The 14,086-nt window shown below is 68.2% G+C and carries 12 protein-coding genes; 8 read left to right on the forward strand and 4 right to left on the reverse strand.

The genetic code is table 11. The annotated features are described in order from the left end of the window. The first annotated feature begins 122 nt into the window (after window positions 1-122). The 8 genes from GGR16_RS20070 (at window position 123) to GGR16_RS20105 (ending at window position 9,799) form a co-directional block, all read left to right on the forward strand. On the forward strand, window positions 123-1,013 hold the full coding sequence (locus GGR16_RS20070) for an alpha/beta hydrolase family protein (RefSeq protein WP_183317770.1): 891 nt from the start codon (window positions 123-125) through the stop codon (window positions 1,011-1,013). Between the two features lie 5 nt (window positions 1,014-1,018). Next, a complete protein-coding gene (locus GGR16_RS20075; RefSeq protein ID WP_425486586.1) occupies window positions 1,019-2,563 on the forward strand; it encodes an ABC transporter substrate-binding protein in 1,545 nt (514 codons plus the stop codon). A gap of 26 nt (window positions 2,564-2,589) precedes the next feature. After that, entirely contained in the window at window positions 2,590-3,534 is a 945-nt protein-coding gene (locus tag GGR16_RS20080) for an ABC transporter permease (RefSeq protein WP_183317772.1), read from the forward strand. Beyond that, entirely contained in the window at window positions 3,531-4,346 is an 816-nt protein-coding gene (locus GGR16_RS20085) for an ABC transporter permease (RefSeq protein WP_053194160.1), read from the forward strand. Before GGR16_RS20080 ends, GGR16_RS20085 begins: the two co-directional genes overlap by 4 nt. Window position 4,347: 1 nt before the next feature. After that, entirely contained in the window at window positions 4,348-6,048 is a 1,701-nt protein-coding gene (locus GGR16_RS20090) for an ABC transporter ATP-binding protein (RefSeq protein WP_183317773.1), read from the forward strand. Between the two features lie 525 nt (window positions 6,049-6,573). Then, window positions 6,574-7,674 (forward strand): carboxynorspermidine decarboxylase, encoded by a 1,101-nt coding sequence (gene nspC / locus GGR16_RS20095; protein ID WP_183317774.1) that lies wholly within the window; start codon window positions 6,574-6,576, stop codon window positions 7,672-7,674. 34 nt (window positions 7,675-7,708) lie between these two features. Continuing rightward, window positions 7,709-9,004: a saccharopine dehydrogenase family protein gene (locus GGR16_RS20100; RefSeq protein WP_183317775.1), complete on the forward strand. Its 1,296-nt coding sequence runs from the start codon at window positions 7,709-7,711 to the stop codon at window positions 9,002-9,004. 165 nt (window positions 9,005-9,169) lie between these two features. Next, entirely contained in the window at window positions 9,170-9,799 is a 630-nt protein-coding gene (locus tag GGR16_RS20105) for a trimeric intracellular cation channel family protein (RefSeq protein WP_019401489.1), read from the forward strand. A 15-nt stretch (window positions 9,800-9,814) separates the two neighbouring features. Here the strand turns inward: GGR16_RS20105 and GGR16_RS20110 are convergent, their stop codons facing one another. The 4 genes from GGR16_RS20110 to GGR16_RS20125 form a co-directional block, all read right to left on the reverse strand. After that, window positions 9,815-11,092: a TRAP transporter large permease gene (locus GGR16_RS20110; protein WP_019401490.1), complete on the reverse strand. Its 1,278-nt coding sequence runs from the start codon at window positions 11,090-11,092 to the stop codon at window positions 9,815-9,817. Continuing rightward, window positions 11,089-11,589 carry a TRAP transporter small permease gene (locus GGR16_RS20115; protein WP_183317776.1) on the reverse strand — a complete coding sequence of 167 codons (501 nt, stop codon included), beginning with the start codon at window positions 11,587-11,589 and terminating at the stop codon, window positions 11,089-11,091. Before GGR16_RS20115 ends, GGR16_RS20110 begins: the two co-directional genes overlap by 4 nt. Window positions 11,590-11,619: 30 nt before the next feature. Next, window positions 11,620-12,291 (reverse strand): cyclase family protein, encoded by a 672-nt coding sequence (locus GGR16_RS20120; RefSeq protein ID WP_019401492.1) that lies wholly within the window; start codon window positions 12,289-12,291, stop codon window positions 11,620-11,622. Between the two features lie 73 nt (window positions 12,292-12,364). After that, window positions 12,365-13,357, reverse strand: a complete 993-nt coding sequence (locus tag GGR16_RS20125) for a TRAP transporter substrate-binding protein (protein ID WP_026015011.1) — start codon at window positions 13,355-13,357, stop codon at window positions 12,365-12,367. Window positions 13,358-14,086: the final 729 nt, after the last annotated feature.

Here is a 14,086-nt window from a genome sequence, read left to right on the forward strand (position 1 = left end):
TCCTGCGGCGTGAAGGCCCGGGCCGACCGCCGTCGCGGAAGTGTCGGAAATACGTCTTGCCAAAGGCGGCAGGCGGTGTAAACATTTTTGGCGCCAATTTCTGCGCGAACTGGAAATCCTCAATGGTCCAAAGCCTTGCTCCAGCGCTCCTGGAGGACGTCGACCTCCGAGCGCGTGCCGTCGAGACGTATGATCTCGGCGAGACGACCGTCTTCGCCTGCAAGGGCGACCCCCGCTTCTCCTATTGCCTCTACATCCCGCGCCGGTCCGATCCGGCCGAGGCGCTCGACCTCGTCGTCGCCATGCACGGCACCGGGCGGGCCTTCATCGAATATCGCGATGCCTTCGCCGCCTTCGGGCGCTGGAACAACTGCGTCATCCTGTGCCCGCTGTTTCCCGTGGGGGTGCGCGGCGACGACAACCGTGACGGCTTCAAGTACATCGTCGAAGGCGACATCCGCTATGACGAGGTGCTGCTCGCCATGGTCGAGGAGGTCGGCGCGCGCTACGGCCTCGATGTCGAGCGCTTCGCGCTCTTCGGCTATTCCGGCGGCGGCCACTTCACCCATCGCTTCCTGATGCTGCATCCCGACCGGTTGTGGGCCGCCTCCATCGGCGCACCGGGCTCGGTGACGCTGCTCGACCGCGAGCGTGACTGGTGGGTCGGCATCCGCAACGTCAGGGAGCGCTTCGGCATCGAGCTCGATATGGCAGCGATGCGGGAGGTCCCGGTGCAGATGATCGTTGGCGCCGCCGACCTGGAGACTTGGGAAATCACCCACCGCGAGGGCGGCCGCCACTACATGCCGGGCGCCAACGACGCCGGGCGCACGCGGCCGGAACGGCTCGACAGCCTGCGCCGCTCCTTCGAGGCGGCGGGAATAGAGGTGCGCTTCGACCTGCTGCCGAACGTGCCCCACGACGGCCGCAAGGTCGTGCCTCACGTCGAGGCATTCTTCGCCGACGTCCTGAAGGCGCGGCGTTCGAGCAGACAGCTTCTGGCGGCGGAGTAGGCATGATGAAGAGAACGATCGCTTTCACTCTCGGCACCCTGCTCGCCGCCGCGCCGGCCGCGGCACAGACCGTGACGGTTGCCCTCAACGCGGACATCCGCAGCACCAACCCGGGCGTCAACCGGGACGACAATACCGATGCCGTGGTGCTGCACATGGTCGAGGGGCTCGTCGGCTACCGCGAGAACGGCTCGGTCGCGCCGCTTCTCGCCGAGAAGGTGGACGTCTCGCCCGATGGCCGCACCTACACCTTCACGCTGCGCAAGGGCGTGAAGTTCCACAACGGCGCCGAGCTCACGGCAGACGACGTGCTGTGGAGCTGGAACCGCTACATGGATCCGAAGACCGACTGGCGCTGCCGGTCCGAGTTCGACGGGCGCAGCGGTCTCAAGGTCGAGAAAGCGGAGGCGCCCGATGCGGCGACCTTCGTCATGACGCTCGACCGCCCGAGCGCGCTCTTCCTCGATTCGCTCGCGCGCACCGATTGCGGCATGACGGCGGTCCTGCACCGCGATTCCGTCGCGGCCGACGGATCCTGGGACAAGCCGATCGGCACCGGCCCGTTCCGGTTCGGCGAATGGCGCCGCGGGGAATATGTGACGGTCACGCGCTTCGACGACTATTCCTCGCCGCCGGGCGACCGGCCGGACGGTCTCGTCGGCGCCAAGCGCACCGCACTCGCGGAGGTGAAGTTCCTCGTGGTGCCGGATGCCTCGACGGTGAAGGCCGCGCTCGTCTCGGGCGCCGTCGACCTCGCGCAGGTGCTCGATTCCGACGTGCCGGAACTCTCCGCCAGCAAGTCGGCCGCGGTGGGCCTCTATCCGTCGGCGACCAAGCACACCTTCCTGTTCCAGACCCGCGATCCGCTGCTCGGGAACGTCAAGCTGCGCCAGGCGATCGCGGCCTCGATCGACATTCCCGAGCTCGTCGCGGCCGTTTCCAACGGCCATGGCAAGGCGAACAACTCGGCCGTGGCGCTCACCTCGGCCTATTACGGCGACGTGCAGCGCAAGGCCTATGCCTACGACCCGGAGAAGGCCAAGCAGCTGCTCGCGGAGGCCGGCTACAAGGGCGAGCCGATCAGGATCATCGCCAACAAGCGCGTGCACGTGCCGAGCTTCAACGCGGCGGTGATCGCCCAGGCCATGATGCAGGCGGTCGGCATCAATGCCGAGATCGAGGTGCTCGAATGGGCGACGCAGCTCGACCGCTACAACAAGGGCAACTACCAGATGATGTCCTTCTCCTATTCGGCGCGGCTCGACCCGGCCCTGAGCTATGAGCAGTTCTCCGGTCCCAAGGACCGGCAGCCGCGCAAGGTGTGGGACGATCCCGCCGCCCAGGACCTGATCGAGAAGGCGTCGGTCATCTCCGACGAGGCGGAGCGGCGGAAGCTGTTCGACCAGCTGCACGAGCTGCAGCTGGAGACGACCCCGCTCATCATCTTCGCCAACGGGCAGGAGGCCTGGGCCCATACGAAGCGGCTCGAGGGGGCCGATCCCTGGGAGGGCAAGCCGCGGCTCTGGGGCGCCCGCGTGGCCACCAACTGACGTAACGACGAGGGAAGGCAGGGCTCATGCTGCGCTTCGCCATCAGACGGATCCTCATGGCCGTGCCGACCCTCGCCATCATGGCGGTTGCGGTCTTCGTCCTCATCCGCCTCATCCCGGGCGACCCGGCCTCGCTGATGCTCGGCGACCTCGCGGATCCGGCGAGCCTTGCCGACCTGCGCGAGCGCCTCGGCCTCGACAAGGACATCGCCACGCAGTTCGTCATCTGGTTCGGCAATGTCCTCAGGGGCGATCTCGGCCTGTCCATCACCTCCGGCCAGCCGGTGCTGCCCCTGGTGCTGGAGCGCTTCTGGGTGAGCGCCCGCATCGTCTTCATCGCCGTCGCCATCGCGAGCCTCATTGCCGTGCCGGCGGGGGTCATCGCCGCCTGGCGGCAGAACAGCGCGCTCGACCTCGCCCTCGTCGGCACCGCGACCGTGCTCCTCTCCATCCCGACCTTCTGGCTCGGGCTGCTGCTGCTTCTCCTGTTCGGGCTGAAGCTGGAGTGGCTGCCGGTCGTCGGCTACGTGTCCTTCTCGGACAATCCGACCGCGGCCCTCCTCTACATCCTCATGCCGGTCGCGACGCTGTTCCTGCACGAGATGGGCGTGCTCATCCGCATGTCGCGCGCGAGCACGCTCGAGGTGCTGCGGCTCGACTACATCACCCATGCCCGCGCCAAGGGGCTGTCGGAAAGGGCGGTGCTGTGGCGGCACGCCTTCAAGAACGCCTTCGGCCCCACCTGGACGCTGATCGGCCTCGTGCTCGGCAATCTCCTCGGCGGCATCGCCGTCGTCGAGACGGTCTTCACCATCCCCGGGCTCGGGCGGCTGCTGGTCGATTCCATCTTCGCCCGCGACTATCCCGTCATCCAGGGCTGTCTGCTGTTCGTCGCCTTCGTCTACGTGGTGGTGAACCTCGTGGTCGATCTGCTCTATCCCGTCTTCGATCCGAGGGTGACCGCGGAATGAGACTGCCTGCCCCCAACGCCGTCCTCGGCGGCGCGATCATCGGCGTCGTCGTCGTCGCCGCGCTTCTCGGCGCCGTGTGGACGCCGGTCGATCCGCTCAAGATCAACTTCGCCGCGCGTCTGCAGCCGCCGGGCGGGGCCTATCTTCTGGGCACCGACGAGTTCGGCCGTGACGTCCTCAGCCGCCTGATGGCGGCGGCGGCCACCAGCGTGTGGATCAGCCTCGTCACCGTCGCCGCGGCCGTCACCGGCGGCACCATCATCGGCCTGCTCACCGGCTACCTGCGCGGCTGGACCGACCGCATCCTGATGGCCTTCAACGACGCGCTCCTCGCCTTTCCCGGCATCCTGCTGGCGCTCGGGCTGCTCGCGGTCTTCGGCGCCAACAAATACGGCATCATCCTCGCGCTCGGCCTCGCCTATACGCCGTCCGTTGCCCGCATCGTGCGCGGCACGGTGCTGTCGCTGCGCGAGCGCGAATTCGTCGAGGCCTCGCGCGTCATGGGCAATTCCGAGATCTTCACGGTGATGCGCCACGTGCTGCCCAACTGCATCGCGCCGCTGACCGTGCTCGCGACCTCGATGTTCGGCTGGGTGCTGCTGTCGGAGAGCGCGCTCTCCTTCCTCGGCCTCGGCGTGCCGCCGCCGGCACCGACCTGGGGCAACATGCTGGCCTCGAGCCGCTCCTTCATCGCGCAGGCGGTATGGCTCGGCATCTTCCCCGGCCTGTGCATCTCGCTGACGCTGCTCGGCATCAATCTTCTCGGCGATGCGCTGCGCGACAGGCTCGATCCGCGCATGCGGGGGGTGTGACATGGACCGCCGCGAACTTCTCAACGTCGAGGGCCTGACGCTGACGGTGGCGCGCACCGGCCTCGATGTCGTCCGGACCATCGGCTTTTCGGTCGCGCCGGGCGAGATCGTCGGCATCGTCGGCGAATCCGGCAGCGGCAAGACGCTCGCCGCGCGCGCCGTCATGGGTCTCGAGCCCCCGGCCATCCGCCGCTCCGCCGGGTCGATCCGCTTCGAGGGGCGGGAGGTCACGACGATGGCCCCCGGGGAGCTCCGGCAGCTGCGCGGCGCCCGCGTGGGCATGGTCTTCCAGGAGCCGATGACGTCCCTCAACCCCTCCATGCTCGTCGGCCGCCAGCTCGACGAGGGGCTGGCGCTGCACACGAAGCTCGCCGCCGGGGAGCGGCGGGCCCGCGCCCTCGACATGCTGGCGCGGGTCGGCATCAAGGATCCCGAGGGGGCGCTTTCCTCCTATCCGCACCAGTTCTCCGGCGGCATGCGCCAGCGCATCATGCTCGCCTCCGCCATGCTGCTGCAGCCGGCGCTGCTCATCGCCGACGAGCCGACGACGGCGCTCGACGCCGTCGTGCAGCGCGACGTGCTCGAGCTCATGGTCGAGCTGACGCGGGCGCACGGCACGGCAGTGCTCATGATCAGCCATGATCTGGCGATGGTGGCCCGCTATACCGACCGCATCATCGTCATGTGCAAGGGCGAGGTCGTCGAGGAGGGCACGACGCAGGACCTGCTGCGCCAGCCGCGGCATGCCTATACCCAGAAGCTCCTCGCCGCCATGCCGCGGCGCCTGCTCACGCGCGAGGTGCCCCCGGCCCCGGCGCCTGCCGTCGAGGTGCGCGACCTCGTCGTCGACTACGCCGGGCGCCAGGGCTTCATGCGCAGGCAGGCCGGCAAGCGCGCGCTGCACGGCATCGACCTCGCGATCCGGCCGCGCGAGGTGGTGGCGCTCGTCGGCGGCTCGGGCTCGGGCAAGACGACGCTCGGCCGGGCCATTGCCGGCCTCGTGCGTCCGAGCGGCGGCGAGATCCGCTTCGCCGGCCGGCCCGTCGTGGCGGGCGGGGAGGGCTGGCGCGACTATCGGCTCAATTGCCAGATGGTGTTCCAGGACCCCTATTCCTCGCTCGATCCGCGCATGACCATCGGCGCCCTCGTGCGCGAGCCCCTCCGGCTCATGCCCGGCATGAGCGGGCGCGACAAGGCGGAGCGCGTCGTCGAGGTGCTGCGCGAGGTGGGCCTCTCCGAAGACTATGCCGACCGCTATCCGCACGAACTGTCGGGCGGGCAGCGCCAGCGCGTCGCCATCGCCCGCGCGGTGGTTCGCCGTCCGTCCTTCGTCATCGCCGACGAGCCGGTCTCGGCGCTCGACGTGACGGTACGGGCGCAGATCCTCGATCTCTTCGCGGAGCTGCAGCACAAGCACGGCTTCTCCTGCCTCTTCATCAGCCACGACCTCGGCGTCGTCGAGCAGGTGGCGGACCGGGTGGTGGTGATGCAGGACGGGCGGATCGTGGAGGAGGGGACCCGCGACGCGATCTTCGACCGGCCGCAGCACGCCTATACCCGCGAGCTCCTGTCGGCCATTCCCATGCTCGAGAGCACGCCCGGCGGAGGCGTGCGCCTGCGCTGGCGGCTCGACGAGACGTCCGAAGAGACCGCCGGCGAAACCGGACGGGATACGTCTGCGGCCGCCGTGGCGCTGCGCTGAACGATGGCGATCGCGGCGCTCCGGCATGGCCGGAAGCGCTCCCCGGAGTTGCATTCGGGCCATCGATGCGATAAGGCCGGACGACCTTTTGCAGGTTTCATCTGCTGGTTGGGGAGGACGCCATGTCTCACGACGCCCTCTTCCAATTGGGGATGGGCTCAGTCGGACTGGATGCCACCCAAACGGAAGAACCTTTTGGGGCGCGCGCCATAAGGGCGCACGCGACGGCGCTATGCGCCACGGATCGGGGCATCTGTCCTGATGCGGCCATTTGGGCCGCCATGTCGCCAGCCGCACGAACAGCGGGCAGAAAGACACGCGAGCGGGGCAACAGCGCCAAAGCGCTTTTCCCGGCGACGGGTCTTGCGGCCTGCCGGGCATAGCCGCTCCCCACCCATAACAGTCGCTGCGCGCACCGGCACCGATGGCCTGCGGCCACCGGGCGTCCGTGCGCCGGACGGCATTTTCAGCGGGGCGGCCGCGGAGTCGCAGCGCACCAACCATCAACCCGACGGGCAAGAGATCTTGAAGCTGCAGACGCCCTATTACCTCATCGACAAGAGCGCGCTCATGCGCAACCTGCGCGTGATCGAGCGCGTGCGCGAACATTCGGGGGCGAAAGCGCTGCTGGCGCTCAAGTGCTTCGCCACCTGGTCGGTGTTCGACCTGATGCGCGAGTACATGGACGGCACCACCTCCTCCTCGCTCTTCGAGGTCCGGCTCGGGCGCGAGACCTTCGGCGGCGAGACGCATGCCTACAGCGTGGCCTTCGCCGATCACGAGATCGACGCCGTCGTGGCGAATGCCGACAAGATCATCTTCAACTCGATCGGCCAGCTGGAGCGCTTCGCCGATCGCGCCGGCGCGCTGGCGCGCGGGCTGCGCCTCAACCCCGGCGTCAGTTCGTCGGACTTCGACCTCGCCGACCCCGCCCGCCCGTTCAGCCGGCTGGGGGAATGGGACCCTGAGAAGATCGCGGCCGTCGTCGACGAGCTAGACGGCTTCATGATCCACAACAACTGCGAGAACGCGGATTTCGGCCTTTTCGACCGGATGCTCGGCCAGATCGAGGACAGGTTCGGGGCCTTTCTCTCCAAGGTCGACTGGGTGAGCCTCGGCGGCGGCATCCATTTTACCGGCGAGGGCTATCCGCTCGAATTGTTCTGCGAGCGGCTGAAAGCCTTCTCGCAGCGCTTCGGCGTTGAGGTCTATCTCGAGCCGGGCGAGGCGGCCGTGACGAAGAGCACCACGCTCGAGGTGAGCGTGCTCGACACGCTCCACAACGGCAAGGACCTCGCCATCGTCGACAGCTCGACGGAGGCGCACATGCTCGACCTGCTGATCTATCGGCAGAGCGCCAAGGTCAGCCCCGACACGGGCCCGCACCGCTACATGGTCTGCGGCAAGTCGTGCCTGGCCGGCGACATCTTCGGCGAATTTTCCTTCGAGGCACCGCTGAAGCCGGGCGACCGCATCTCCATCAACGATGCGGCGGGCTACACGATGGTCAAGAAGAACTGGTTCAACGGCGTCCAGATGCCGTCCATCGTCGTGCGTGAGCTCGACGGCAGCCTGCGCCTCGTGCGCGAATTTTCCTTCGAAGACTACAAGTCGAGCCTGTCCTGAGGCTCATCCGGAACGAAAGGAGATCCAAGCCCAAATGAAAAGGAACGTTCTGATCATCGGTGCCGGTGGCGTGGGCCAGGTGGTGGCCCACAAATGCGCGCAGCACAACGATGTCCTCGGCGATATCCATATCGCTTCGCGGACTTTCGCCAAGTGCGAGGCGATCGTCCAGTCCGTCCACGAGAAGAAGAGCCTGAAGACGGCCGGCAAGCTCGTCGCCCATGCGCTCGACGCCCTCGATGTGGAGAAGACGGCAGAGCTCATCCGGTCCACGAACAGTCAGATCGTCATCAACGTGGGCTCGGCCTTCCTCAACATGTCCATCCTCTCCGCGTGCATCCGCACCGGTGCGGCCTATATCGATACGGCGATCCACGAGGATCCACTGAAGATCTGCGAGACCCCGCCGTGGTACGGCAATTACGAGTGGAAGCGGCGCGAGGAATGCGCCAAGGCCGGCGTGACGGCCGTGCTCGGTGCCGGCTTCGACCCGGGCGTCGTCAACGCCTATGCGGCGCTCGCGCGCGACGAGCATTTCGACCGCATCGACTCGATCGACATCATCGACGTGAATGCCGGCGACCACGGCCGCTACTTCGCCACAAACTTCGATCCCGAGATCAATTTCCGCGAGTTCACGGGGCAGGTGTGGTCGTGGCAGAAGGGTAAGTGGACGTCGAACAAGATGTTCGAGATCCGCAAGGACTGGGACCTGCCGTTGGTCGGCACGCGCACCACCTACATGACCGGCCACGACGAGATCCACTCGCTGTCGCAGAACCTCGGCGTGCCGGACATCCGCTTCTGGATGGGTTTTGGCGAGCGCTACATCACCGTCTTCACCGTGCTGAAGAACCTCGGCCTCCTCTCCGAGCAGCCGATCCGCACGGCCGAGGGGCAGGAGGTCGTTCCGCTCAAGGTGGTGAAGGCCGTGCTGCCGGATCCCTCGTCGCTGGCCCCGGACTACACGGGCAAGACCTGCATCGGCGACCTCGTCAAGGGCGTCAAGGACGGCAAGCCGCGCGAGGTCTTCATCTACAACGTCTCGGACCATGCGGAGGCCTACGGCGAGGTCGGCAGCCAGGCCATCTCCTACACGGCGGGCGTGCCCCCGGTCGCGGCCGCGCTCCTCATCGCCGAGGGGACCTGGGACGTCGGCCGCATGGCCAATGTGGAGGAGCTGCCGCCGCAGCCCTTCCTCGACCTTCTCGGGCGGATGGGCCTGCCGAGCCGCATCAGGGACGAGGCCGGTGACCGGCCGTTGACCTTCGATGCCGAGGACCGCGTCGCGACCGCCAAGGTGGCCGAGCGGAGGGCGGCAGCCGGCTGACGAGCATGGGCTTTTCGCCGGGCGACGGGGCAGTCATGTCCCCGTCGTCCGGCGAAGCCGCAGGCCCGGCTTGGGTCTGTCCATGCCCTGAAAGCTTTTGTTGGCTTTTCGCACATACAATCGCGCTCCGACCGACGGAGCCCCTTCACGATCCGCACGCCGAGCATGCAATCCGAGCAGATCCTCAACGTCCTCTATATCGTGGCGATCGTTGCGGAGGCGATGACGGCGGCCCTCGCCGCCGGCCGGCGCTCCATGGACTGGCTGGGCGTCGCGATGCTCGGGGCCATCACCGCCCTCGGCGGCGGATCGGTGCGGGACGTGCTGCTCGGCCGCCATCCGCTCACCTGGATCGAGCATCCCTCCTATCTGCTCATCACGGCCGGGGCGGCGCTCGCCACCGTCTTCATCGCCCGCTACATGCATCACCTGCGCCGGTTGTTCCTCTTCCTCGACGCGGTCGGCCTCGTCGTCTTCACCGTGATCGGCTGCAACATCGCGCTCGCGCTCGGCATGCCCTACGTCATCGTCATCGCCTCGGGCATGATCTCGGGCTGCGTCGGCGGCGTGCTGCGCGACGTCCTGTGCACCGAGGTGCCGCTGCTGTTCCGCGCCGAGCTCTATGCGACGGTCTCGATCCTGGCGGGCGCCCTCTATATCGGCGGCCAATATGCCGGCCTGCCGCATGCCCTCGCCATGGGGATCGCGATGCTCGCGGGCCTTGCGCTGCGCCTGCTCGCGCTGCGCTACGGCTGGAGCATGCCGAAGTTCGTCTATACCGAAAAGCTGCACTGACGCGCGCGGCGCCTGTCAGTAGAACCAGCGCGCCGGCACCAGCACGAGCTGCGGGAAGAGCGTCAGCAGGAAGAGGATCGCCACCTCGGCGACGAGGAAGGGCAGCACGCCCCGGATGACGGAGGCGAGCGGCAGCCGCCCGACGGCCGAGCAGACGTTGAGCACCGTCCCCACCGGCGGCGTCAGCAGGCCGATGGCGCAGTTCATGACGAAGATCACGCCGAAATAGACCGGGTCGACGCCGGCCTGCTTGGCGACCGGCAGCAGCACCGGCGTGAGGATGAGGATCGTTGGGATGAAGTCGAGCGCCGTGCCGATGACGATGACGAGCAGCTGGATCGTCACCATCAGCAGGATCGGGTGCTCGGCGAGCGGGCCGAGCAGGGCGGAGATCTCGCCGGGCACGTTGGCGATCGTCACGAGATAGGCCGTCACCGCCGCGCCGCCGACGAGGAACATCACGGCGGCCGTGGTGCGCACGGCCGCGATGGCGCAGCGGTAGAGCTTTGCGGGCGTCAGCTCGCCATAGATGACGAAGCCGGCGAAGATGGCGTAGACGCAGGCGACGACCGCCGCCTCGGTGGGCGTGAAGATGCCGAGCTTGAGCCCGCCGACGATGATGACAGGCAGGAAGAGCGCGAACAGCGAGGCGAGGAAGGCGCGTCCGGCTTCCGCCCAGCTCCTGCGCGGCAGGGCCTCCAGCCGGTCCATGCGGCAGGTCGCCCACCAGGTCGCGGCAAGGGCGAGCGCCATCAGGACGCCGGGGACGATGCCGGCGAGGAACAGGCGCGTGATGGAGACGCCGCCGGCGACGCCGAAGATGATGTAGCCGATCGACGGCGGAATGACGGGGGCGATGATGCCGCCCGACGCGATGAGCCCGGCCGAGCGTCCGGCATCGTAGCCGGCCTGGCGCATCACCGGCAGCAGCATGGCGGCGAGCGCCGCGGTATCGGCGACGGCCGAGCCGGACAGGCTCGCCAGCATGAGCGCGGTGAAGATGGCGACGTAGCCGAGCCCGCCCTTCAGGTGGCCCACCATCGCCATGCAGAAGTCGATGAGCCGGCGCGACAGGCCGCCCGCGTTCATGGCCTCGCCGGCGAGGAGGAAGAAGGGGATGGCGAGCAGCGGGAAGCTGTCGGCGCCGTTCACCATCTGCAGGCCGATGATGTCGATGTCGAAGGCATCGAGATGCAGCATCAGCGCGACGGCCGTGGCGAGGAGCGCGAAGGCGATCGGCAGGCCGATGACGACGGAGCCGAGGAGGACGGTCGCGAAGATGAGGATCGTCACGCGACGTCTCCGCCGGGTTGCGCGCGCACGGGCTCGCCCGTGCGAATGAGCCGCACGAGGTCGGCGAGGACGATGATGCCGATCGAGACGGCGGAGATCGTCGCCGCGGCATAGGCCCAGCCGGTGGCGATGCCGGTGATCGGCGCCGCGTTGTCGGCGTTGATCAGGCTCTGCCGCCAGGTTCCCCAGCCGAAGATCACGCAGCAGCCGAGCATGACGAGGTTCGCCGTCAGCGCCGCCAAGAAGCGCCCGCGCGCGGGCATGCTCTCGACGAACATGTCGACGCCGAGATGGCCGTGAAGCCGCATCACCGGAACCGCGCCGACGAAGACGATCCACACGAAGACGAGGCGCGAGATCTCCTCCGTGGCGATGATGCCGCTGTCGAAGGCATAGCGCAGCACCACGTTGGTGAAGACGAGGCAGACGAGCACGGCGAGGAGGACGACGAGCAGCGCCTCGACCGCGCGAAACCCCAGATCGACGAAACGTGACATCGGCCCCCTCTCGCGTGCTCCCGGTCCGGGTCAGACCGGCAGGCCCTCGATGGCGTAGACGCGGGCGGGAGCGCCGTCGGCCCCCGCGATCTTCAGCGGCGCGGCGCTGAAGAGGACGCGCCGCGAGGAGAGGGCGGCGGTGTTGACGACATATTCCACGAGGGTGACGCCGTTGCGCAGCAGCACGTCATGCGTGACGTGCTGCTCGTCGGGCACCGTCTTGCCGTCGAGCAGCAGGCGGATGGGATAGTCCTGCGGGAAATCGACCGCCACGGCGCTCGGGCGGCGTTCCAGCAGCCATTCGGCGCTCGCCCGGCTGAGCCAGGGGGCCTCGGTCCAGAAGCTGCGCGTCGCGATATCGCGACGGCGGTCCCATTGGGCGGCGAGCAGCAGGATCTCGCCCTCGCCGCCGCCCGGATCGGCCGCGGCGAGCACGTCGGGCTCGATGGGGCTGTCCGGCGCGACCCCGGAAAGGTCGAAGACCCGCGCCGGCCCCACGACGCGGGCCAGGTCCGTGTGCTCGATCGTCGGCGCGTCGGCGATGAAATGGGCCATGGCATCCACATGGGTGAAGCCATGGCAGGTGGTCGCGATCCGCGTGACGCGGAACTGATCGCCCTGGGCGATGTTGCCGGTCACGGAGATCTCCGGCTTCCAGCGGAAATGCGGCGCGATGGCCATGCTGAGGTCGACGACGCGCATGGGGAACCCTGTGGCAGCTTGAAACGAGGCGCGAACGATGGGTGCCCGGCCGCCGAGACGGCCGGGCGTGTCGTCAGGCGGCGGCGACGATGCGGTCGAGCAGGGCGGAGCCGAACTTCTCGACATAGTCCTTGCGGACCGGCTCCATGACGATGGCGGCGAAGGCGGCGCGGTCGGGATCCTCCACCGCCTCCATGCCCTCCTGCTTCAGCGCGGCGAGCGCGGTCGCCTCGGTCTCCTCGTTCGCCGTGCGCAGGAGAACGGCGCATTCGCGCGCAGCCAGCGAGAGAATCTCGCGGTTCTTCTCGTCCATCGCCTCGAAGCTCGCCTTGTTGGTGATGAGCGGCGCCGTCGTGAAGGCGTGGCGGGTGAGGCTGACGTGCTTCTGCACCTCGTAGAACTTGGCGTTCAGGATGAGGGTGACGGGGTTCTCCTGGCCGTCGACGGAGCGCATCTCGAGCGCCGTGAACAGCTCGGTGAAGGCCATCGGCGTCGGCACGGCGCCGAGCAGCTGGAAGGCCTTGACGTGGGCCGGGTTCGGCGTCGTGCGGATCTTGAGGCCGGCAAGGTCGGCGGGCGTCCTCACCGGGCGGCGGCTGTTGGTGAGATTGCGCCAGCCGACTTCCCAGGTGGAGAGGGCGACGAGGCCGCTCTGCCCGAGCTCGGCCCGCATCTCGTCGCCGATCTCCCCGTCGAGGACCGCGGCCACGTGCTTGCGGTCGTTGAAGAGGAAGGGCAGGTCGAGCACGTTGAGCTTGGGCGCGAGGCCGGTGAAGAAGGGATTGCCGGTGAGCGCGATGTCGAGCGAGCCGCCACGCACGGCGTTGATCATGGTCGGGTCGCTGCCGAGCACGCCATTGGCGAAGACCTGGATTTCGAGCTCGCCCCCGGACCGCTCGCGCACCATCTCGGCGAAGCGCAGCGAGACCTTGTGCCAGTTGTCCGATTCAGGGTGCGGGTGGCCGAGACGCAGCTTGCGCGGCGCGGCACGCAACGGGCTCGCGCCGAGGCCGAGGGCTGCGCCCGCAGCGGCCATTCCTGCGAGCACCTGCCGACGAGTGGTCATGGACGGAGTGGTCGTGGACCGGGCGATCACGGACCGGGTGGTCACGGACATTGTCTTCCCTCCAACGTTGCGCGGGCCGTGAGGCGGGACCGGCCGGCGGATATCGAGCGTTTCCCATGCGGGGCCGGAGGATCTGCGCCCCCCTGACCGATCGGACCCGGTGACGCTAGCACCGCCTTAATTCGGCATCAAGTATTCTGCATACAGAATATAGAACGCGGATGGCGCGGTGCCTTGCACCGGTGCGGTGGCGCGCCTGGCATGGAATCGGGAGCGTCGACGGCGATGGGGAGGCGGAGCGCGGCGGCGAGGGGCAGGTACCGGGAGAGGTGCGCCCCGCAGCTGGCGTAGCCATCAGAGACGCGACCGCTCGGGCCGTCGGCCGTGCTCATCACGCGGCGTCGATCGGCGCGACGGCTGTCCGACCGACGCGAATGGAAGGGGGATGAGACGCGCGAACGTCATGGCCGGGCTTGTCCCGGCCATCCACGCCTTTCAGCCTGGTATCGGCGGTGCGGCGCGGATGCCCGCGACAAGCGCGGGCATGACGACAGGAAAGGGCGCATTGTGTTGGCAGATCGGACCGGGTCCGACTTGCGATGACGAGCCTGACCGGGAGGGTTGAGGCTTCCGACCCTACGGGAGCGTCTGCCTGACGCGTTCCCAGCTGTTTCGCATGTGGTTTGCGAGGATTTTGGCGAGGCGGTCGGGGTCGCGGGCGGTGAGGGC

It is taken from the genome of Chelatococcus caeni (assembly GCF_014196925.1).
Taxonomy (GTDB): Bacteria; Pseudomonadota; Alphaproteobacteria; order Rhizobiales; family Beijerinckiaceae; genus Chelatococcus_A; species Chelatococcus_A caeni.

Excerpts from the sequence above, each read along its gene's own strand:
- GGR16_RS20125 (WP_026015011.1), bottom strand. The coding sequence starts at position 13,357 with ATGACCACTCGTCGGCAGGTGCTCGCAGGAATGGCCGCTGCGGGCGCA.
- GGR16_RS20100 (WP_183317775.1), top strand. The coding sequence starts at position 7,709 with ATGAAAAGGAACGTTCTGATCATCGGTGCCGGTGGCGTGGGCCAGGTG.
- GGR16_RS20085 (WP_053194160.1), top strand. The coding sequence starts at position 3,531 with ATGAGACTGCCTGCCCCCAACGCCGTCCTCGGCGGCGCGATCATCGGC.
- GGR16_RS20090 (WP_183317773.1), top strand. The coding sequence starts at position 4,348 with ATGGACCGCCGCGAACTTCTCAACGTCGAGGGCCTGACGCTGACGGTG.
- GGR16_RS20075 (WP_425486586.1), top strand. The coding sequence starts at position 1,019 with ATGAAGAGAACGATCGCTTTCACTCTCGGCACCCTGCTCGCCGCCGCG.
- GGR16_RS20080 (WP_183317772.1), top strand. The coding sequence starts at position 2,590 with ATGCTGCGCTTCGCCATCAGACGGATCCTCATGGCCGTGCCGACCCTC.
- GGR16_RS20115 (WP_183317776.1), bottom strand. The coding sequence starts at position 11,589 with ATGTCACGTTTCGTCGATCTGGGGTTTCGCGCGGTCGAGGCGCTGCTC.
- GGR16_RS20105 (WP_019401489.1), top strand. The coding sequence starts at position 9,170 with ATGCAATCCGAGCAGATCCTCAACGTCCTCTATATCGTGGCGATCGTT.
- GGR16_RS20070 (WP_183317770.1), top strand. The coding sequence starts at position 123 with ATGGTCCAAAGCCTTGCTCCAGCGCTCCTGGAGGACGTCGACCTCCGA.
- GGR16_RS20120 (WP_019401492.1), bottom strand. The coding sequence starts at position 12,291 with ATGCGCGTCGTCGACCTCAGCATGGCCATCGCGCCGCATTTCCGCTGG.